Origin of the sequence: Streptomyces sp. NPDC079020 (genome assembly GCF_044542225.1) — a bacterium.
In the GTDB taxonomy this organism is placed as follows: domain Bacteria; phylum Actinomycetota; class Actinomycetes; order Streptomycetales; family Streptomycetaceae; genus Streptomyces.
In genome coordinates this window covers 123,540-142,263 of sequence record NZ_JBITUB010000016.1, presented here as the reverse complement: position 1 = coordinate 142,263, position 18,724 = coordinate 123,540, and the positions used below count along the sequence as shown (strand labels likewise).

The 18,724-nt window shown below is 72.2% G+C and carries 17 protein-coding genes; 4 read left to right on the top strand and 13 right to left on the bottom strand.

The window, feature by feature from the left end; all coding sequences use genetic code 11:
• Positions 1-30: 30 nt before the first annotated feature.
• The 3 genes from ACIGJO_RS28945 to rimP form a co-directional block, all read right to left on the bottom strand.
• Positions 31-318 (bottom strand): YlxR family protein, encoded by a 288-nt coding sequence (locus ACIGJO_RS28945; protein WP_399963034.1) that lies wholly within the window; start codon positions 316-318, stop codon positions 31-33.
• 113 nt (positions 319-431) lie between these two features.
• Complete coding sequence (nusA, locus tag ACIGJO_RS28940; RefSeq protein WP_266924422.1) at positions 432-1,472, bottom strand: transcription termination factor NusA; 1,041 nt, start codon at positions 1,470-1,472, stop codon at positions 432-434.
• Positions 1,473-1,474: 2 nt separating this feature from the next.
• Positions 1,475-1,981, bottom strand: a complete 507-nt coding sequence (gene rimP, locus ACIGJO_RS28935) for a ribosome maturation factor RimP (RefSeq protein WP_399963031.1) — start codon at positions 1,979-1,981, stop codon at positions 1,475-1,477.
• A 177-nt stretch (positions 1,982-2,158) separates the two neighbouring features.
• On the opposite strand from rimP, the gene ACIGJO_RS28930 reads away from it, so the two are divergent.
• From ACIGJO_RS28930 to ACIGJO_RS28920, 3 genes are read left to right on the top strand one after another with little or no spacing between them, the layout of a single operon-like run.
• On the top strand, positions 2,159-2,683 hold the full coding sequence (locus tag ACIGJO_RS28930; RefSeq protein ID WP_399963029.1) for a hypothetical protein: 525 nt from the start codon (positions 2,159-2,161) through the stop codon (positions 2,681-2,683).
• Positions 2,680-3,189 (top strand): DUF4439 domain-containing protein, encoded by a 510-nt coding sequence (locus ACIGJO_RS28925; RefSeq protein WP_399963026.1) that lies wholly within the window; start codon positions 2,680-2,682, stop codon positions 3,187-3,189. Before ACIGJO_RS28930 ends, ACIGJO_RS28925 begins: the two co-directional genes overlap by 4 nt.
• 30 nt (positions 3,190-3,219) lie before the next feature.
• On the top strand, positions 3,220-4,146 hold the full coding sequence (locus ACIGJO_RS28920; RefSeq protein WP_399963024.1) for an aminoglycoside phosphotransferase family protein: 927 nt from the start codon (positions 3,220-3,222) through the stop codon (positions 4,144-4,146).
• A 119-nt stretch (positions 4,147-4,265) separates the two neighbouring features.
• Here the strand turns inward: ACIGJO_RS28920 and ACIGJO_RS28915 are convergent, their stop codons facing one another.
• The 6 genes from ACIGJO_RS28915 to dxr form a co-directional block, all read right to left on the bottom strand.
• On the bottom strand, positions 4,266-5,969 hold the full coding sequence (locus tag ACIGJO_RS28915; protein ID WP_399963022.1) for a proline--tRNA ligase: 1,704 nt from the start codon (positions 5,967-5,969) through the stop codon (positions 4,266-4,268).
• A gap of 69 nt (positions 5,970-6,038) precedes the next feature.
• The gene (locus tag ACIGJO_RS28910) at positions 6,039-6,611 is read right to left on the bottom strand and encodes a GNAT family N-acetyltransferase (RefSeq protein ID WP_399963020.1); all 573 of its coding nucleotides are present in this window, start codon (positions 6,609-6,611) and stop codon (positions 6,039-6,041) included.
• Positions 6,612-6,712: 101 nt separating this feature from the next.
• Complete coding sequence (locus ACIGJO_RS28905) at positions 6,713-7,555, bottom strand: GNAT family N-acetyltransferase (protein WP_399963123.1); 843 nt, start codon at positions 7,553-7,555, stop codon at positions 6,713-6,715.
• A gap of 181 nt (positions 7,556-7,736) precedes the next feature.
• Complete coding sequence (ispG, locus tag ACIGJO_RS28900; RefSeq protein ID WP_266924407.1) at positions 7,737-8,891, bottom strand: flavodoxin-dependent (E)-4-hydroxy-3-methylbut-2-enyl-diphosphate synthase; 1,155 nt, start codon at positions 8,889-8,891, stop codon at positions 7,737-7,739.
• 203 nt (positions 8,892-9,094) lie between these two features.
• A complete protein-coding gene (locus tag ACIGJO_RS28895) occupies positions 9,095-10,405 on the bottom strand; it encodes a M50 family metallopeptidase (protein ID WP_399963017.1) in 1,311 nt (436 codons plus the stop codon).
• The gene (dxr, locus tag ACIGJO_RS28890) at positions 10,402-11,655 is read right to left on the bottom strand and encodes a 1-deoxy-D-xylulose-5-phosphate reductoisomerase (protein WP_399963015.1); all 1,254 of its coding nucleotides are present in this window, start codon (positions 11,653-11,655) and stop codon (positions 10,402-10,404) included. The genes ACIGJO_RS28895 and dxr overlap by 4 nt, the downstream gene beginning before the upstream one ends.
• Before the next feature lie 254 nt (positions 11,656-11,909).
• Here dxr and ACIGJO_RS28885 point away from each other — a divergent pair, with 254 nt between their 5' ends.
• The gene (locus ACIGJO_RS28885) at positions 11,910-13,439 is read left to right on the top strand and encodes a sensor histidine kinase (RefSeq protein ID WP_399963013.1); all 1,530 of its coding nucleotides are present in this window, start codon (positions 11,910-11,912) and stop codon (positions 13,437-13,439) included.
• Here the strand turns inward: ACIGJO_RS28885 and ACIGJO_RS28880 are convergent.
• The 4 genes from ACIGJO_RS28880 to ACIGJO_RS28865 form a co-directional block, all read right to left on the bottom strand.
• Entirely contained in the window at positions 13,376-13,783 is a 408-nt protein-coding gene (locus ACIGJO_RS28880; RefSeq protein WP_399963011.1) for a nucleotidyltransferase domain-containing protein, read from the bottom strand. The two genes, ACIGJO_RS28885 and ACIGJO_RS28880, sit on opposite strands and share 64 nt — an antisense overlap.
• On the bottom strand, positions 13,698-14,954 hold the full coding sequence (gene aroA / locus ACIGJO_RS28875) for a 3-phosphoshikimate 1-carboxyvinyltransferase (protein WP_399963009.1): 1,257 nt from the start codon (positions 14,952-14,954) through the stop codon (positions 13,698-13,700). Before aroA ends, ACIGJO_RS28880 begins: the two co-directional genes overlap by 86 nt.
• A 93-nt stretch (positions 14,955-15,047) precedes the next feature.
• A complete protein-coding gene (locus tag ACIGJO_RS28870; protein WP_399963007.1) occupies positions 15,048-16,994 on the bottom strand; it encodes an acyl-CoA dehydrogenase family protein in 1,947 nt (648 codons plus the stop codon).
• A 280-nt stretch (positions 16,995-17,274) separates the two neighbouring features.
• Positions 17,275-18,720 carry an aldehyde dehydrogenase family protein gene (locus ACIGJO_RS28865; protein WP_399963005.1) on the bottom strand — a complete coding sequence of 482 codons (1,446 nt, stop codon included), beginning with the start codon at positions 18,718-18,720 and terminating at the stop codon, positions 17,275-17,277.
• Positions 18,721-18,724: the final 4 nt, after the last annotated feature.

The following is an 18,724-nucleotide window of genomic DNA, read 5'->3' as shown; positions in this document are numbered from 1 at the left end:
GGTACCTGACCGCACGGGGACCCGTGCCGTTCACTTTTCTTGCGGTGTCACCCGCTCGACGAACCGCCGCAGTGCGGTGGAGTCGAACGGCCCCTCGGCCTTGAAGGCCCGGGGGAATGCCCGGCGGCGAACCGCCAGGTCGAGACAGACAGAGGCGGGGTGCAGATAAGCACCCCGGCCGGGCAGCGTACCGCGTGGATCAGGGGCGCAGGCGCCCTCGTCCACCACGATGCGCAGCAGCTCGCTCTTGGCCGCTCGCTCCCGGCATCCCACACAGGTTCGCTCGGGGCAAGCGCGGGCTTGCGTCCGGCCAGACACGGTTAAGTCTACCTCCCCGTACCGACCTCACCCCTTTGGGGCAAAAATCGAACGGATGTTGTCGTGATCTCGGTGGCTTGCCACCCAGATCTATTCCTTGGAGCGGCTCCGGGTCAACGCCTTTCCGAGCGCTCCCGGGCCCGCTCGGCCCGCTCGCGGTCCGCGATGTCGCGCTCGGCGTCGGTCTCGGTGTCCGGCCGGATGTCGATGCGCCAGCCGGTGAGACGGGCGGCGAGGCGGGCGTTCTGCCCCTCCTTGCCGATCGCCAGCGACAGCTGGTAGTCCGGGACGGTGACCCGTGCGGACCGGGCACCGAGGTCCACGACCTCGACCTCGCTCACCCGGGCGGGCGACAGAGCGTTGGCGACCATCTCGGCCGGGTCGTCCGACCAGTCCACGATGTCGATCTTCTCGCCGTGCAGCTCGGCCATGACATTGCGCACACGGCCGCCCATCGGGCCGATGCAGGCACCCTTGGGGTTGAGGCCGGAACGGGTCGAACGGACCGCGATCTTGGTGCGGTGACCGGCCTCGCGGGCGATCGCGCAGATCTCGACGGAGCCGTCGGCGATCTCCGGGACCTCCAGCGCGAAGAGCTTCTTCACGAGGTTGGGGTGGGTGCGCGAAAGCGTCACGGACGGACCGCGCACGCCCTTGGCGACGCGCACGACATAGGTGCGCAGACGCAGGCCGTGGGTGTACTCCTCGCCGGGCACCTGCTCCTGGACCGGCAGGATCGCCTCCAGCTTGCCGATGTCGACCAGGACGTTCTTCGGGTCCTTGCCCTGCTGGACGACGCCGGTGACGACATCGCCCTCGTGGCCCGCGTACTCGCCGAAGGTCTTGTCGTCCTCCGCGTCACGCAGCCGCTGCATGATGACCTGCTTGGCGGTGGACGCGGCGATACGGCCGAAGTCGGACGGGGTGTCGTCGAACTCCTTGGGCTCCTGGCCCTCTTCGAGATCGGCCGGGTCCTCCTTCGCCCACACCGTGACATGGCCGGACTCGTCCAGCTTCACCCGTGCCCGGCGGTGGCTGTGCGGGGTGTGGTGGTACGCGATGAGGAGGGCCGATTCGATCGCTCCGACGAGCACCTCGAAAGGGATCTCCTTGCTCTGCGCCAAGCCCTTCAGAAGCTTCACATCGATGTCCACGGCTACGCCTCCTCTTCCTTCTTGTCCTTGCGGTTGAATTCGATCTCCACGCGCGCCCTGGCGATGTCGGCGAAGGCGACCCGGCGGGACGTGGGCTTCCGGCCCTTGACGCCCGGCACTTCGAGGTCCAGCCCCTCCTCGTCGACGGCCAGGATGCGCGCGACCAGCTCGTCCTGGTCCGGGCCGGCGGTCAGCCTGAACCTGGCGAGCCTGCCGGTGGCGCGTACGTAGTGGCGGTGCTCGGTCAGCGGGCGGTCGGCGCCCGGCGAGCTCACTTCCAGGACGTACTCGTCCTCGCCCATCACGTCGGTCTCATCGAGCTTCTCGGAGATCTCGCGGCTCAGCTCGGCACAGGTGTCGAGCTCCACGCCCTCCTCGGAATCCACGATGATCCGCAGCACACGGCGCCGGCCTGCCCGGGAAAGCTCGATCTCCTCGAGATCCAGCTGCTTCGCGGCGGCGAGCGGTTCCAGCAGTCCGCGCAGCCTCTCGCTCTGGGTGGTGCTCATCCGGGTGACTCCTCGGCCGCGTGTGCTGTTGTGGGGATCGTCGTGCGTCAGGACAAAGGGTATCCGGTCCCGAGGGGTGTTGCCGTCCGCCTGCCCCCGCTCCCGCGGGTACGCTCGCCTGCGGTGATCACTTCAGGACAGATCCGGTCAGGATCGGTCCAGACTCGAAGGAGAAAAGTGCGGCGCACGGGGACGACGCGCAGGGGGGCGCTCACGGCGACGGGTGCTCTGGCAATGGGCGCCGTGCTGGCCGGCTGCGGTGGCGACGGCGGGACCGAGGGCCGCGGGGGCGCCGCGCGCACCGGCGTACAGGCGGCCGCCGTCCGGGCCGACCGGGCACTGCGGGCCTCGGCCGTCCGGACCGGCGCCGGGCTGCTCGCCCGGTACGAGGCGGTCGGCACGGCCCATCCGGCGACCGCGGCGGGGCTCGCTCCCCTGCGGGCGGCGACGGAGGAACATCTCAAGGCCCTCTCGGCGGGCGCCGGGAAGAAGCAGTCGCTCCCTTTGGTCAGGACGCCCCCGGTGGCCGACGCGAGGACCGCGGTGAAGGAGCTGGCCGCGGCGGAACGGCGGGCCGCCGACGCCCACGCCAAGGCCCTGCTGACGGCGGGACCGGAGCTGGCCCGGCTGCTGGCATCCATCGCGGCGGCGTCCGCGGCGCACGCGTACCTGCTGACCGAACTGGCCAAGGAGACCTCATGAGCACGCAGGCCGGGAAGCCGGACGAACCCGCACCCGCCCTGGCCGCCGCGCTGGCGGCGCTGGCCGCCGAGCACGCCGCGGTCTACGGCTACGGGGTGGTGGGCGGCCGGGTCGCCCGCGAGCGCCGCGACGAGGCCACCGCGGCGTACGACGGTCACCGGGCCCGCCGGGACGCGCTGGTGCGCACCGTGCGTGACCTGGGCGGTGCGCCGGCCGCGGCGGCCGCCGCGTACGCTCTGCCGTTCGCGGTGACCGGCCCGGCGGCCGCGGTGCGGCTCGCCGCGGTGCTGGAGGACCGGGTCGCCGGCGTCTACTCCGATCTCGTGCGCGCCGCCGAGGGGCCGCTGCGCGGGGAGGCGGCGGGAGCCCTGCGCGAGGCCGCCGTGCGCGCGGTGCGCTGGCGGGGCAGCGGCGTAGCCTTTCCTGGGCTTGCCGAGCGGGCCGCCGGCCGCGAACCCGCGGCGACGGCACCCGTGGAGGCCGCCGGGGCGGACGGGACGCACTGACAGAAAGATCTGAAAGGGAACAAAAGACGTATGGGTTTCGAACCGCCGCAGCGTCTGGTGCGAGCGCTCTGCGAGACGTACGGGGAAGCCGCCGCCGCCGACTGGCTCGGTCAGCGGCTCCCCGCACTCACCGCGGAGGCGCTGACCGGCAAGGGACAGGATCTGTCCGTCGAACGGGTGGTCGCCCCCGGCGGCCGCAGCAGTCTGGTCCTGCTGGTGCGGCGGCCCGACGGAACCCCGGCCGCGCTGAAGATCGCCCCGCCCTGCGCCGGACCCGAACAGGAGCGGGCGGCGCTGGCGCACTGGGACGGCTGGGGCGCGGTACGGCTCCTGGACCTTCCGGGCGCCGGGGCGGACCCGGCCGGCGGGCTGCTGCTGGAGCGGCTGCACCACGAGGTGTCGCTGCGTTCTCTGCCGGAGGCGAAAGCCCTGCTGGAGGCGGCGGGCACGGTGCGGCGGCTGTGGGTCGAACCGCCGGCCGGGCATCCCTTCGAGACGGTCACCGAACGGACCGCACGTCAGGCCGGGCCGATGCGCGACGCCGCCGAGGCGGACCCGGTGCTGGCCCCGCTCGTCTCCGCGGCTCTGGCCGCCCGCGCGGAGCTGGTCGCCCACTCCCCCGAACTCCTGCTGCTGCACGGCAACTTCCGCCAGAGCAAGGTGCTCTCCGGCGAGCGGGCGCCCTGGCTGACGGTGGGTCCCGAACCGCTCGTGGGTGAGCGCGCCTACGATCTGGCGCGGCTGGTCCGTGACCGGGTGGAGGACCTGATCGCCTCGCCCGGCGGCCCCGTGACGGCACGCCGGAGGGTCAAGAAGCTCGCGGAGTCGCTGGATGTGCAGCAGGAACGGCTGCACGGCTGGACGCTGTTCCGGGCGGTGGAGTCGGGGACCCGGGCACTGACCGAGGGGCGGCGGCAGACGGGCGAGCTGACGCTGGAGTTCGCGGGCTGGCTCTGAGGACCCTCCCGTAAGCCCCGGCGGGCGCCCCACGAGGACACCCCCGCACACCTGCCGGCACGAGACGGCCCCCGCAGCACCTGCCGGTGCGCGGGGGCCTCGTCGTGGGCGCGGGCGGATCAGCCCAGGTCGGCGGTGATACGCGCGATGGCCTCGTCGACGGTGAGCTCCTCGCGCTCGCCGGTACGCCGGTCCTTCAGCTCGACGACACCCTCGGCGGAGCGGCGGCCCGCGACCAGGATCGTCGGTACGCCGATGAGCTCGGAGTCGGTGAACTTCACGCCGGGCGAGATGCCCGCGCGGTCGTCGACCAGGACCCGGACGCCGGCGGCGCCGAGCTTCTCGGAGACCTCCAGGGCCAGCTCGGTCTGGAGCGCCTTGCCCGCCGCGACGACATGGACATCGGCCGGGGCGATCTCGCGGGGCCAGCACAGGCCCTTGTCGTCGGCGGTCTGCTCGGCGAGTGCGGCCACGGCGCGGGAGACGCCGATGCCGTACGAGCCCATCGTGACCCGGACGGGCTTGCCCTGCTGGCCGAGGACGTCGAGGGAGAAGATGTCGGCGTACTTGCGGCCGAGCTGGAAGATGTGGCCGATCTCGATGGCACGGTCCACCTGGAGGCCTGCGCCGCACTCGGGGCAGGGGTCGCCCGCCTCGACGACGACGACGTCGAGGTACTGGTCGACCTCGAAGTCGCGGCCCGCGACGACGTTCTTCGCGTGCTTGCCCTCCTTGTTGGCACCCGTGATCCAGGCGGTGCCGGCGGCGACGCGGGGGTCGGCGATGTAGCGGACCTTCTCCAGGCCCTGCGGGCCGACGTAGCCGCGGACCAGCTCGGGGCGGCCCACGAAGTCCTCGGCAGTGACCAGTTCGACGACGGCGGGGGCCAAGTGCTCGCCGAGCTTGCCGAGGTCGACCTCACGGTCGCCGGGCACACCCACGGCCACGATCTCGCCGTCGACCTTGACCAGGAGGTTCTTCAGGGTGGCGGACGCCGGGACGCCGAGGTGGGCGGCGAGGGTCTCGATGGTCGGGGTGTCGGGGGTGTCCAGCTCCTCGACGGGGCCGGCCGCGGAGCCGTCCACCGGGGTGGCCCGGAAGGTCACGGCCTCGGTGTTGGCGGCGTAGTCGCAGTTCGGACAGTCGACGAAGGTGTCCTCGCCGGCGGGCGCGGGAGCCAGGAACTCCTCGGAGGCGGAGCCGCCCATGGCCCCGGAGACGGCGGAGACGATCCGGTGGTCGAGGCCGAGGCGCTCGAAGATCCGGATGTAGGCGCCGCGGTGCAGCCGGTACGCCTCGGACAGGCCCTCGTCGCTGGTGTCGAAGGAGTACGAGTCCTTCATCTGGAACTCGCGGCCGCGCAGCACACCGGCGCGGGGGCGGGCCTCGTCGCGGTACTTGGTCTGGATCTGGTACAGGATCACGGGCAGGTCCTTGTAGGACGAGCACATGTCCTTGACGACCTGGGTGAAGATCTCCTCGTGCGTGGGGCCGAGGAGGTAGTCGGCGCCCTTGCGGTCCTTGAGCCGGAAGAGCAGGTCGCCGTACTCGTCGTACCGGCCGCTCGCCTCGTACGCCTCCTTGGGCAGCAGCGCGGGAAGCAGGACCTCCTGGCCACCGATGGCGTCCATCTCCTCGCGGACGACGCGGGTGATGTTGTCCAGGACCTTCTTGCCGAGCGGCAGCCAGGACCAGATGCCGGCGGCCGTGCGGCGTACGTATCCGGCCCGGACGAGCAGCTTGTGGTTGAGCGTCTCGGCGTCCGCCGGGTCGTCGCGCAGTGTCTTGATCATCAATCGGGACATGCGCTGGACCTGGGCCATGGTGAACTCCTGCTCGGAAGGGTGGTGTGGCCGAGGTTAACCGGGCGGCCCGTGCGGGCGGAAATCGATTCAGCCGGAACGGCGCAGCGGCAGCGGTGCGCCCATGACCGCGTACGGCAGCGGGGCGCTCGGGAAGACCACCTGCCGGGCCAGGTCCCGGTAGCCCAGGGAGCGGTACAGACCGCGGGCCGGGCTCTCCCTGTCGATGGCGGAGAGGATCGAGCGGGGATGGTCCACGGCGTCGGTGACGGTGGTGATCAGGGCGCGTCCGATGCCGCGCTGCTGGTGGTCCGGGTGGACATGGAGCTCGGTGATGACGAAGGAGTCGTCCAGCCAGCCGTCGGAGCCGGTCGCCCGCAGATAGGGCTCGACGACGGTGGACCACCAGTGGGCGCGGTCGTTCGGCAGGCCGTAGACGAACCCGACGAGCCGCCCGGTGGGGGTGGTGGCGCCGAGGGCCCGTGCGCGGGGATGTTCGAGGTGTCTGAGGACGATGTGGCGGCGCACATCGATCTCGTCCTGGCTGAGTCCGAAGGCGACGGCCTGGACGAGAAGGGCTTCGTCGACCCGTGCGGCCAGGTCGATCGGGCCGATCACGATGCCGGGGGTCCGGGGGCCGTTCCCGGGAACTGCTGCTGCCATGCGCGAACCCTACTGTCCGTACCGCACGGCGGGCACAGCCCGCCGCGGGCCGCTCACGGCGGCGCGCATGCCTCCGGCCCGGCCACCACGCTCCGCCGCGGTCAGAACAGCACGCTCATGAAGGCGCCGACCTCACGGAAGCCGACGCGGGCGTACGCCTTGCGCGCGGGGGTGTTGTAGTCGTTCACGTACAGGCTGACGACGGGTGCCACATCGTCCAGCGCCTGGGCCAGGACGGCCGCCATGCCCGTCTCGGAGAGACCGCGGCCGCGGAATTCGGGGGCGACCCAGACGCCCTGGATCTGGCAGGCCAGGGAGGTGGCGGCACCGATCTCCGCCTTGAAGAGGACCTTGCCGTCCTCGATGCGGGCGAAGGAGCGGCCGGTGCTGACGAGTTCGGCGACGCGGGCCTGGTAGAGGAGTCCCCCGTCGCCCGCCAGCGGGGAGATGCCGACCTCCTCGGTGAACATCGCCACGCAGGCCGGCATCAGGATGTCCATCTCGTCCTTGCGGACGCGGCGTACGAGCGGGTCGGCCGGCACATCGGCGGACAGGCTGTCGGTGACCATGAGCGGCTGGTTGGCCCGGACCTCGCGGGCGGGGCCCCAGCTCGGTTCCAGCAGGCGCCACAGCTGGGCGGTGGGTTCGGCGGGGCCGACGATCGAGGAGCAGCGGCGGCCGGCCCTGCGGGCCCGGTCGGCGAAGGCCCGGACCGCTTCGGGCCCGGCGCAGATGGGGACGAGATTGGCACCGGAGTAGCACAGCGAGCGCAGCCTGCCGTCGGCGTACCAGCCCCACATCTCCCCGCCGAGCCGCCATGGGTCGAGCCCCGCGACCTGCACGCGGGACGTCACAAAGGCGTTGGCCACGGGCTCGCTCTCCAGGATGGCGAGCGCTGCGCCGAGGTCGCTGGGTTCGAGGACCCGGGTGGTGGTCTGCGTCAACACGAGGGGGCCTCACCATACGGTCTGCTGATTTCCGCACTGTACCGAACAAGCCTGTCGGGCGCCGCTCACGGACCGGTCCGCTTCCGGGCGGGAGCACCCCGGCGGGTCCGGCACGGTACGGCCGCGCCCCGCCGGACACGGGGTCCGGCGGGGCGCGGTCGGGAAGTGCGGGGACGGGTCAGCTGATGGAGACCTCGGGTTCGCCGGACGGGATGCCGTCCTTCTCCATCTGCTCAGCGATCTTCATCGCCTCTTCGATGAGGGTCTCGACGATCTTCGATTCCGGCACGGTCTTGATGACCTCGCCCTTCACGAAGATCTGGCCCTTGCCGTTGCCGGAGGCGACACCGAGGTCCGCCTCACGGGCCTCGCCGGGACCGTTGACGACGCAGCCCATCACGGCGACCCGCAGCGGGACCTCCATGCCTTCGAGGCCCGCGCTGACCTGGTCCGCCAGCTTGTAGACGTCCACCTGCGCCCGGCCGCACGACGGGCACGAGACGATCTCCAGCCGCCGCTGCTTGAGGTTCAGCGCTTCGAGGATCTGCAGGCCGACCTTGACCTCCTCGACGGGCGGGGCCGACAGGGACACCCGGATCGTGTCGCCGATGCCCTCGGAGAGCAGCGCGCCGAAGGCGACGGCCGACTTGATCGTGCCCTGGAAGGCGGGACCCGCCTCCGTCACTCCCAGGTGCAGCGGGTAGTCGCTCCGCGCGGCCAGCTGACGGTAGGCGTTCACCATCACGACCGGGTCGTTGTGCTTCACCGAGATCTTGATGTCGCCGAAGCCGTGCTCCTCGAAGAGGGACGCCTCCCACAGCGCCGACTCGACCAGGGCCTCCGGGGTGGCCTTGCCGTACTTCTTCAGCAGCCGCGCGTCCAGCGAGCCCGCGTTCACGCCGATCCGGATCGGCGTACCGGCGTCACCGGCCGCCTTCGCGATCTCCTTGACCTTGTCGTCGAACTGCTTGATGTTGCCCGGGTTCACCCGGACCGCCGCGCAGCCCGCGTCGATCGCCGCGAAGACGTACTTGGGCTGGAAGTGGATGTCCGCGATCACCGGGATCTGCGACTTGGCGGCGATGGTCGCCAGCGCGTCGGCGTCGTCCTGGGTCGGGCACGCCACCCGTACGATCTGGCAGCCCGACGCCGTCAGCTCGGCGATCTGCTGCAGCGTGGCCCCGATGTCCGACGTACGTGTCGTCGTCATCGACTGCACGGAGACGGGAGCGTCCCCGCCGACCGCGACCGAGCCGACCTGGATCTTCCGGCTGGCCCTCCGGTCGGCGAGCTTGGTCGGAACGGCCGGCATTCCGAGAGAAATCGCAGTCATGCGCTGAGCATCCCCAAGGTGTGGATCAAGGTGCGGATCAAGGTGGTTCACGGTGCCGGGATCGACGGGCTCCGGCTTTCGAGGTTACGGCACGGAAGCGGTGACGGACGCATCACACCGCCCGGGCGAACCGGTGGTGGGCCGCCGGACACCACGTGTGTGTCCGGCGTCCACCTGTGGGGCCGCCGGGGCGGATGCGGCGGTCAGGAGATCTTGACCGGGTTCACGATGTCGGCGACCAGGACGAGCAGGGTGAAGCAGATGAAGACCCCGGCGACGACATAGGCGACCGGCATCAGCTTCGCCACGTCGAACGGGCCCGGGTCGGGACGCCTGAAGACCTTGGCCAGATTGCGGCGCACGGCCTCCCAGAGCGCGCCCGCGATGTGCCCGCCGTCGAGCGGGAGCAGCGGGAGCATGTTGAACAGGAACAGGGAGAGGTTGAAGCCGGCCAGCAGGAACAGCATCATCGCCATCTGGTTCTGCGCCGGGACATCCAGCGTCATCACCTCGCCGCCGATCCTGGCGGCACCGACCACCCCGACCGGGGAGTCGTCGGCGCGCTGGCCGTCGCCGAAGGCCGCGTCCCACAGGTCCGGGATCTTGGAGGGCAGGGCGATGATCGAGTCGACGCCGTTCTCCAGCATGTCGCCCATGCGCACCACGGACTCGCCGAAGGTGAGCGGCACGATCTCGGTCTGCGCGGCGAAGCCGAGGTAGCCCGCCTTGATGTACTGGTCGGGCACGACCTCGCCGTTGGAGTCCTTCTTCGTGACGGCGTTCTCGCGCAGCACGGCGTGCAGCGTCACTTCCTGGCCGTCGCGCTGCACGGTGAGGGTGGCGGGACCGATGGTCCCGCGGATGCGGTCGGAGAGCGTCGCCCAGTCGTCGATCGGCTGCCCGTCGAAGGCGACGATCCGGTCGCCCTTCTGGAGTCCGGCGGCCTGGGCCGGTGAGACGGGGTCGGACTTCTTGCAGGTGTCGCGGTCCTCGCTCTGCGAGATCACGCACTTCTGGACGCCGGCGACCTCGGTGGTCTGGGTCTGGAATCCGAAGCTCATCGCCACGCCGATGAAGATCACGACGGCCAGGACCAGGTTCATGAACGGTCCGGCGAACATCACGATGACGCGCTTCCAGGGCTTGCGCGTGTAGAAGAGCCGCGTCTCGTCGCCCGGTTCCAGCTCCTCGTAGGCGGCGGATCTGGCGTCCTCGATCATGCCGCGCCAGGGCGAGGTGGAGCGCGCCTCGATCCGGCCGTCCGCCCCGGGCGGGAACATGCCGATCATGCGGATGTAGCCGCCCGCCGGGATGGCCTTGATGCCGTACTCGGTGTCGCCCTTCTTGCGCGACCAGAGGGTCGGGCCGAAGCCGACCATGTACTGCGGCACCCGGATGCCGAAGAGTTTGGCGGTCGAGAGGTGGCCCAGTTCGTGCCAGGCGATCGAGAACAACAACCCCACGGCGAAGATGACGATCCCCAGGATCGTCAGCAGGATCGTGGTCAGACTCATGCGCGCGCCTCCGCTGTCGCTTTCGCCGAGAGTTCCCGGGCCCGGGCACGGGCCCAGGTCTCCGCATCGAGGACGTCCGCGACCGTCAGCGAAGTTCCCGGGGCGGGGGTGCCGTGTTCGGTCACCACCTCGGTGACCGTATCCATGATTCCGTTGAACGGCAGCCGTCCCGCGAGGAATGCGTCCACGCACTCCTCGTTCGCGGCGTTGAACACCGCGGGCGCGGTGCCGCCGAGCGTACCGACGTGCCTGGCGAGCCCGACGGACGGGAACGCCTCGTTGTCCAGCGGGTAGAACTCCCAGCTGGAGGCCTTCGTCCAGTCGAAGGCGGGTGCGGCGTCCGGGACGCGCAGGGGCCAGCCGAGGCCGATGGCGATCGGACCGCGCATGTCCGGCGGGGTGGCCTGGGCGAGCGTGGAGCCGTCGGTGAACTCCACCATGGAATGCACGTACGACTGGGGATGGACCACGACCTCGATCCGGTCGAACGGAATGTCGTAGAGGAGATGCGCCTCGATGACTTCCAGTCCCTTGTTGACGAGCGTCGCGGAATTGATCGTGATGACCGGGCCCATGGCCCAGGTCGGGTGGGCGAGGGCCTGCTCCCGGGTGACGTCGGCCAGGTCGCTTCTCGTCCGGCCGCGGAAGGGACCGCCGGAGGCCGTGACGACGAGCTTGCGGACATCGGCGCGGGTCCCGGCGGCGAGTGCCTGGAAGAGCGCGGCGTGCTCGGAGTCGACCGGGATGATCTGCCCCGGGGCGGCGAGCGCCTTCACCAGCGGGCCGCCGACGATCAGCGACTCCTTGTTGGCGAGGGCGAGCGTGCGGCCCGCCTCCAGTGCGGCGAGGGTCGGGGCGAGCCCGATGGAGCCGGTGATCCCGTTCAGCACGGTGTGGCAGTCGCTCGCGGCGAGGTGGGTGGCCGCGTCGGGTCCGGCCAGGATCTCGGGGAGGGGCTCCCCGGCCCCGTACTGCTCCCGCAGCGCCTCGCGCAGAGCGGGCACCGCGTCCTCGGCGGCGACCGCCACCGTGGCCACCCGCAGAGTGCGTGCCTGCTCGGCGAGGAGGGCGGTCCGGCCGCCCGCGGCCGAGAGCGCGGTGACCCGGAAGCGGTCGGGGTTGCGCAGCACCAGGTCGATGGCCTGGGTGCCGATGGACCCGGTGGAGCCGAGGATCACGAGATCCCGGCGTCCTTCTGCGGCGTCGAAGACGAGATGCGGGTCGGCGAGGGGGGCAGGGCTGTCGCTCATGCCCCCCATTGTTGCCGCATCGCCTGTGCGCGTGGACAGGGCGTCCCCGCCGGCCCGCGTCCGGCGCGGGATTTCCCCGTCCGGGTCGTTCTCAGGTCTGACGCGGTCTCCTGCTTCCGTCCGACCCCGGGCGCCCGCGGAACACCCATCCTGAAGTGATGCGCCGTCCGCTCCGCCGATGCCCCCTCCGCCGGTCCGCCCGCCCGTCCCTTCTCCCCGGCACCGGGCTGTGGCTCGTGCTCTGCGCTCCCGTGGTGACGTCCGCCATCTTTCTGGGGAGCGGACACCGGGCCGAGGCGGTGGTCGCGGTGCCCCTGCTGGGAGCCGCCGTGGGGGTCTCGCGGCGGTGGCCGCTCGCCGCGTTGAGTGTGCCGGTGCTGCTGGGCCTGTGGTGGGGTGCGGGGTCGCTCGCGCCCGTGTACTGGGCGGCGCTGGCGGTCTTCGCCTTCCTCGCGGGGTCCCGGCCGTCCGCCACGCGCCCCGGGCCGGTGTCCCTCGCCGGTGCGGCGCTGACGGTGGCAGCCGTGCCGGCGTGCGGTTACCTCACGCGGGAGCCGTGGGACCGGCCCGTGACGGTGCTGGGCCGGGTGTCCCTGGAGCTGCTTCTGCTGTTGCTGCCCTGGCTGCTCGGCCGCCACCGCAGGCGGTACGCCGAGCTGCTGTCCACCGGGCGGCGGGTCGCCGGTCTGGTGGCGAGCGAGCGGCGGGCGGTCGCCGACCGGGCCCGGATCGCGGAACGGGCCCGGATCGCGGGCGACATGCACGACTCGCTCGGCCATGAGCTGACCCTGCTCGCGGTCCGGGCCGCGGCGCTGGAGCTGAACCCCGCGCTGGGTCCCGGAGGCCGGGCTGCCGCCGGTGAGCTGAGGGAGGCCGCGGCGGCGGCGACCGGAAAGCTGCGCGAGATCGTCGGCGTACTGGGCACGGAGGACCGCTCCCCGGCCGGGGAGTCCGTCGGCGCTCTGGTGGAGCGTGCGCGCTCCTGCGGGGTCGCGGTCTCGTACGCCCCCTCGGGCGGGGAGGGCACGGACCGGATCGCGGAGGGGCTGCCGAGGATGACCGCCCTCGCGGTGCACCGGGTCGTCCAGGAGGGCCTGACCAACGCGGTCAAGCACGCCCCGGGCGCCGCGGTCCGTGTCGAGCTGGCGCGGGGCGGAGGGAGGGTCCGCGTCGGTGTGGTGAACGGGGCACCGAGGTCCGCCGGCCCGCCCGGGGTCGCCTCCGGCGCGACGGGGCTCGCCGGGCTCGGCGAACGCGTACGGCTGGCGGGCGGCACGCTGGTCTCCGGGCCCACGCCCCGGGGCGGCTTCCGGGTCGTCGCCGAGCTGCCCGCCCAGGCACCCGGGCGACCGGCCGCCGATGCGGGCGGCGGGACCGGATCCGGTTCCTGGAGCGGCACCGTGCCGGAGCCCGTTCCGTCCGCCGTCGAACTGGAACGGGCCGGACGCCAGGTGCGCCGGCTGCTGGCACAGACCGTGCGGGCACCGCTGGCGGTCGTCGCCGGAGCACTCGTCCTGGTGGTCCCGGCCAGCGTGGCCGGCTCGTCGTTCGCGGTCCTGGACGGTGAGCGGTACGCGCGGCTGACCGTGGGCGGGCCGCGCGCCGAGATGTCGGAGCGGCTGCCCGCGCTGCCCCGGGGCGAGCCGCCGTCCGGGGCGGGCGGGGCGCCCGCCGGGGCGGACTGCGTGTACTACAGCACGGCGCTGATGTCCTCGGACGCCTACCGGCTGTGCTTCACCGGCGGACGGCTCTCGTCCAAGGCCGTGGTGGGGCCGTCGTCCTGATCCGGCCCGCCCCCACCGCACTGACGCACGGTTCGGATGTGTGCCTCGACACCGAACCTCAGGCGCAGCCGCTCCATGTCCCGGCGGTCCCGGTCGGCCGGTTCGCGGCCCTGGTGGAACAGCACCTGCCGCTCGGCCGGGACGCGGCGCACCTCGGCGCCTCCCGAACGGGCGAAAGCGGCGCGGGGACACGGGAAGGGGCCCCGGCTCCGGACGCCGGCCCCGGACGCCGGGCTCCGGACGCCGGCCCCGGAAGTCTCAGCCGACGCTGTCCGCCTGTTCCCCGGCCGGTCCCGCGAACCCGGCGAAGACCTCGTGGAACTGCGGGAACGTCTTGCGGACACAGCCGGGGTCGTCGTACGTCAGCCCCCGGGTACGCAGTCCGGCGACCGCGAACGACATGACGATGCGGTGATCGCCGTGCGTGGCGATCTCCGTGGGACGCGGGACGCCGGGGTGGATCTCGATCCAGTCGTGGCCGGTGTGAACGGTGATGCCCATGCGGCGCAGGTTCCCGGCGCACGCCTCCAGCCGGTCGCACTCCTTGACCCGGGTGTTGGCGACGTCCTCGATCCGTACCGGTGCGTCCGCGTAGGGCGCGATGGCGGCCAGCGTCGGCATGGTGTCGGAGATGTCACGCATGTTGACGGTGAGTCCGCGCAGGGTTCCGTCGGACCGGACGGTGGTGCCGTCGGCCGTCGTGCGGACCTCGGCGCCCATCCGCCGCAGGACGTCGGTGAAGCGCAGGTCGCCCTGGAGCGCGCCGGTGCCGAGCCCGGGGACGGTGACCTCCCGGCCGGCGAGGGCCGCCGCGGCGAAGAAGTAGCTCGCGGTGGACGCGTCGGGCTCCACGGCGTAGGTGGTGGCCCGGTAGCCGCCGGGCGGGACGGTGAAGGTGTTCCCCTCCCGGGCGACCTCGACGCCGAAGCTCCGCATCATCGCGAGGGTGATCTCGATGTACGGCGCCGAGACCAGCTCGGTGACCTCGATCCGCAGGCCCTCGGCGGTGAGCGGGCCGAGCATCAGCAGGGCCGTGAGGTACTGCGACGACTCCCCCGCGTCCAGGGTCAGTTCGCCGCCCCTGATGCCGGCGGAGCGGACGGTCAGCGGGTGGTGGCCCTCGGCCCCGTCGTGGCGCAGGTCCACACCGAGGGTGCGCAGCGCCTCGGTGAGCGGGGCGAGCGGGCGGCGGCGCATCTGGGCGGAGGCGTCGAAGCGGTACGTCCCGGAGGCGGCGGCCGCCGCGAGGGTCGGCAGGAAGCGGGCGGTGGTGGCGCCGTCCCGGCAGTAGATGTCGGCGTCGGGGACGGCGGGTCCGGCCGGGCGGCCCTCGATGTGCCAGCGGTCCGCCTCGCGGGTGACCGCGTACCCGAGGCGGTCCAGCCCTTCGGTGAAGCCCTCGGTGTCGTCCGAGCGCAGGGGGCGCAGGAGGGTGGTGGTGCCCTTCGCCGCGGCGGCCAGGAAGAGGGCGCGCGCGGTGACGGACTTGGAGCCGGGAATGTCGATGACGGTCACGGTCCGTCATTGTGCCGTGTGCCGGGCGGCCGGGCGGGACGCGTCCGGCGGGTGGACGCGTCCCTTCCGGGCTGTCCCGCGGGGGACCGCCGCTCAGCGGATCGGCCGGTGGAGGTTCTCCTTGGTCGACGCTCCCGGGGTGGCGTCGGCGATCCAGGGGCCGTCGCCGCTCGGGTCGACGACGCCCTCCTCCAGCCAGGTGTACCTGCCGGCCAGCACGCCCTCGACCACCCGGCTGTCGAGGTCGTCGGTGTTGGACCAGAGGCGGGTGAAGAGCTCCTCGGCCCGGATCCGGGCCTGGTGGCAGAAGGCGTCGGCGAGCTGGTACGCCTCCCGGCCGTGGTCGCCGCTCGTGCGCAGGAGTTCGGCGCGCACGCAGGCGGCGCTCATCGCGAAGAGCTCGGCGCCGATGTCGACGATCCGGCCGAGGAAGCCCTGTTTGGTCTCCATGCGGCCCTGCCAGCGGGACATCGCGTAGAAGGTGGACCGGGCCAGTTTGCGGGCGGAGCGCTCGACGTAGCGCAGGTGGGTGGAGAGGTCGGGGTGGCCCGCGGGGTGGAACTCGCCGTAGGTCCGCGGGAGCTGGCCCGGTCCGGCGACCAGTCCGGGGAGCCAGCGGGCGTAGAACCCGGCGGCGTTGGCGCCCGCCCTGGCCTTGGCCGACAGCGGTTTGTCCGGGTCGATGAGGTCTCCCGCGACCTTCAGATGGGCGTCGACGGCCTCCCGGGCGATCAGCAGGTGCATGATCTCGGTGGAGCCCTCGAAGATCCGGTTGATCCGCAGGTCGCGCAGGAGCTGCTCGGCGGGGACGGCCCGTTCGCCCCGGGCGGCCAGGGAGTCGGCGGTCTCGAAACCGCGGCCGCCGCGGATCTGGACCAGTTCGTCGGCGATCAGGCAGCCCATCTCGGAGCCGTACAGCTTGGCGAGGGCGGCCTCGATCCGGATGTCGTTGCGGTTCTCGTCGGCCATCTGGGAGGAGAGGTCGACCACGGCCTCCAGCGCGAAGGTGGTGGCGGCGATGAAGGAGATCTTCGCGCCGACCGCTTCGTGCCGGGCGACCGGCCTGCCCCACTGTTCGCGTACGGCCGACCATTCCCGGGCGATCTTCAGGGACCACTTCCCGGCGCCGACGCACATGGCGGGCAGCGAGAGGCGCCCGGTGTTGAGCGTGGTGAGAGCGATCTTGAGACCGGCGCCCTCGGGGCCGATCCGGTTGGCGGCGGGGACACGGACGCGGTGGAAGCGGGTCACGCCGTTCTCGATGCCGCGCAGTCCCATGAAGGCGTTGCGGTTCTCCACGGTGATACCCGGGGAGTCCGCCTCGACGACGAACGCGGTGATGCCTCCCTGGTGCCCCTCGGACTCGGGCACCCTGGCCATGACGACCAGCAGATCGGCCACGACCCCGTTGGTGGTCCAGAGCTTCACCCCGTCCAGGACGTAGTCGTCGCCGTCGGGGACGGCGGAGGTGGCGAGCCTGGCCGGGTCGGATCCGACGTCGGGTTCGGTGAGGAGGAAGGCCGAGATGTCGGTGCGGGCCAGCCGGGGCAGGAAGGTGTCCTTCTGCTCCTGGGTGCCGAAGATCTTCAGTGGCTGCGGTACGCCGATCGACTGATGGGCCGAGAGCAGCGCGCCGACCGAGGGGCTGGCCGATCCGACGAGGGCGAGCGCCTTGTTGTAGTACACCTGGGTGAGGCCCAGACCGCCGTACTTCGTGTCGATCTTCATGCCGAGCGCGCCGAGTTCCTTGAGCCCCTTGATCACCTCGTCGGGGATCCTCGCCTCGCGCTCGATCAGGGCTCCGTCGATCCCCGTCCCGCAGAATGCGCGCAGCCGGGACAGGAACTCCTCGCCCCGCCGGACGTCGTCCGGGGACGGCAGGGGGTGCGGGTGGATCAGGTCGAGCCGGAAGCGGCCCAGGAAGAGCTCCTTGGCGAAGCTCGGCCTGCGCCAGTCCTGCTCGCGGGCGGCCTCGGCCACACGGCGCGCTTCGCGCTCGGTGACACGGGGGATCTCGGGCGTTTGGGGTGGGGCGGACATGAGGAGCTCACCTCGCCGCTTGGGGGGCCGATGGAACGGAACATACGGGTTTCGATGGGTACCGAATAATTCGGTATCACTTGTCCGTATCTACCCGATCCCAGCCGTGTCCACCACCCGTGCGCCGGGGCACGCGGACGGCCCGAGCCCCCGCACAGTGGGCTCGGGCCGTTCGCGTTCCCCCGCCCGCCGTCGTGCTGTCCAGGCGGAATGCGGGCGGGTGGCTCCTGAGGGCCTGGAGCCTCTCCGGAGGGCCCGGGGCCCTTCCGGAGGGTCCGTCCTAGAGGGCCAGGCCGGTGAGGACCAGGACGCGCTCGTAGGTGTAGTCGTCCATCGCGTAGCGCACGCCCTCGCGGCCGACGCCGGACTGCTTGGCTCCGCCGTAGGGCATCTGGTCCGCGCGGTACGAGGGGACGTCGCCGATGATCACGCCGCCCACCTCCAGGGCGCGGTGGGCGCGGAAGGCGGTCTGCAGGTCGTGGGTGAACACGCCCGCCTGAAGGCCGTACTTGGAGGAGTTGACGGCGGCGAACGCCTCGGCCTCGCCGTCCACCTTCTGGATGGACATGACCGGGCCGAAGACCTCTTCGCAGGAGAGCTTCACATCGGCGGGGAGGCCGGTGAGCACGGTGGGGGCGTAGGTGGCCCCGTCGCGCTTGCCGCCCGTCAGCAGCTCGGCCCCGGCGGCGACGGCCTCGTCGACCCAGGACTCGACGCGCTTGGCCGCGTCCTCGCTGACCAGCGGGCCGACGTCGGTGGCGGCGTCGGCGGGGTCGCCGGTGACCAGCGCCTCGACGGCGGAGACGATCTTCGGGAGGAGCCGGTCGTGGACCGAGGCGTCGGCGATGACGCGCTGCACCGAGATGCAGGACTGGCCGCCCTGGTAGTTGGAGAAGGTCGCGATGCGGGCCGCGGCCCAGTCCAGGTCGGCTTCGGAGGCGTAGTCGCCGAGGACGACCGCCGCGCCGTTGCCGCCCAGCTCCAGGGTGCAGTGCTTGCGGGGCACCGACTCCATGATCGAGTAGCCGACCGGGCCCGAGCCGGTGAACGAGATCACGGGCAGCCGCTCGTCCTGGACCAGGGCGGGCATCTTCTCGTTGGGCACCGTCAGTACGGACCAGGAACCGGCCGGGAGGTCGGTCTCGGCCAGCAGTTCACCGAGGATCAGCGAGGAGATCGGGGTGGCCGGGGCGGGCTTCAGGATGATCGGGGCGCCGACGGCGATGGCCGGGGCGACCTTGTGGGCGCTCAGGTTGAGCGGGAAGTTGAACGGCGCGATACCGAGGACGGCGCCGCGCGGGAAACGCCGGGTGAGCCCCAGGCGGCCGGTGCCGCCGGCGTCGGTGTCCAGCCGCTGGGCGTCGCCCCCGTTGAAGCGGCGGGCCTCCTCGGCGGCGAAGCGGAACACGGAGACGGCGCGGCCGACCTCGCCGCGGGCCCACTTGATCGGCTTGCCGTTCTCGGCCGAGATCAGCTGGGCGATCTCCTCGGTGCGCTCCCCGAGGCGCCGTACGACGTGGTCGAGCGCGGCGGCCCGGACGTGCGCCGGGGTTGCGGCGAACTCCTCGCGCACGGCGTGCGCGGCGGCGACGGCCTCCTCGACCTGAGCGTCGGTCGGCACGCCGACCGTGCCGACGAGACGGCCGTCGTAGGGGTTGGTGACGTCGAAGCTGTCCTCGCCGGTGGCCCGGCGGCCGGCCAGCCAGAAGGCGTGGGTGGAAGTCATGGCG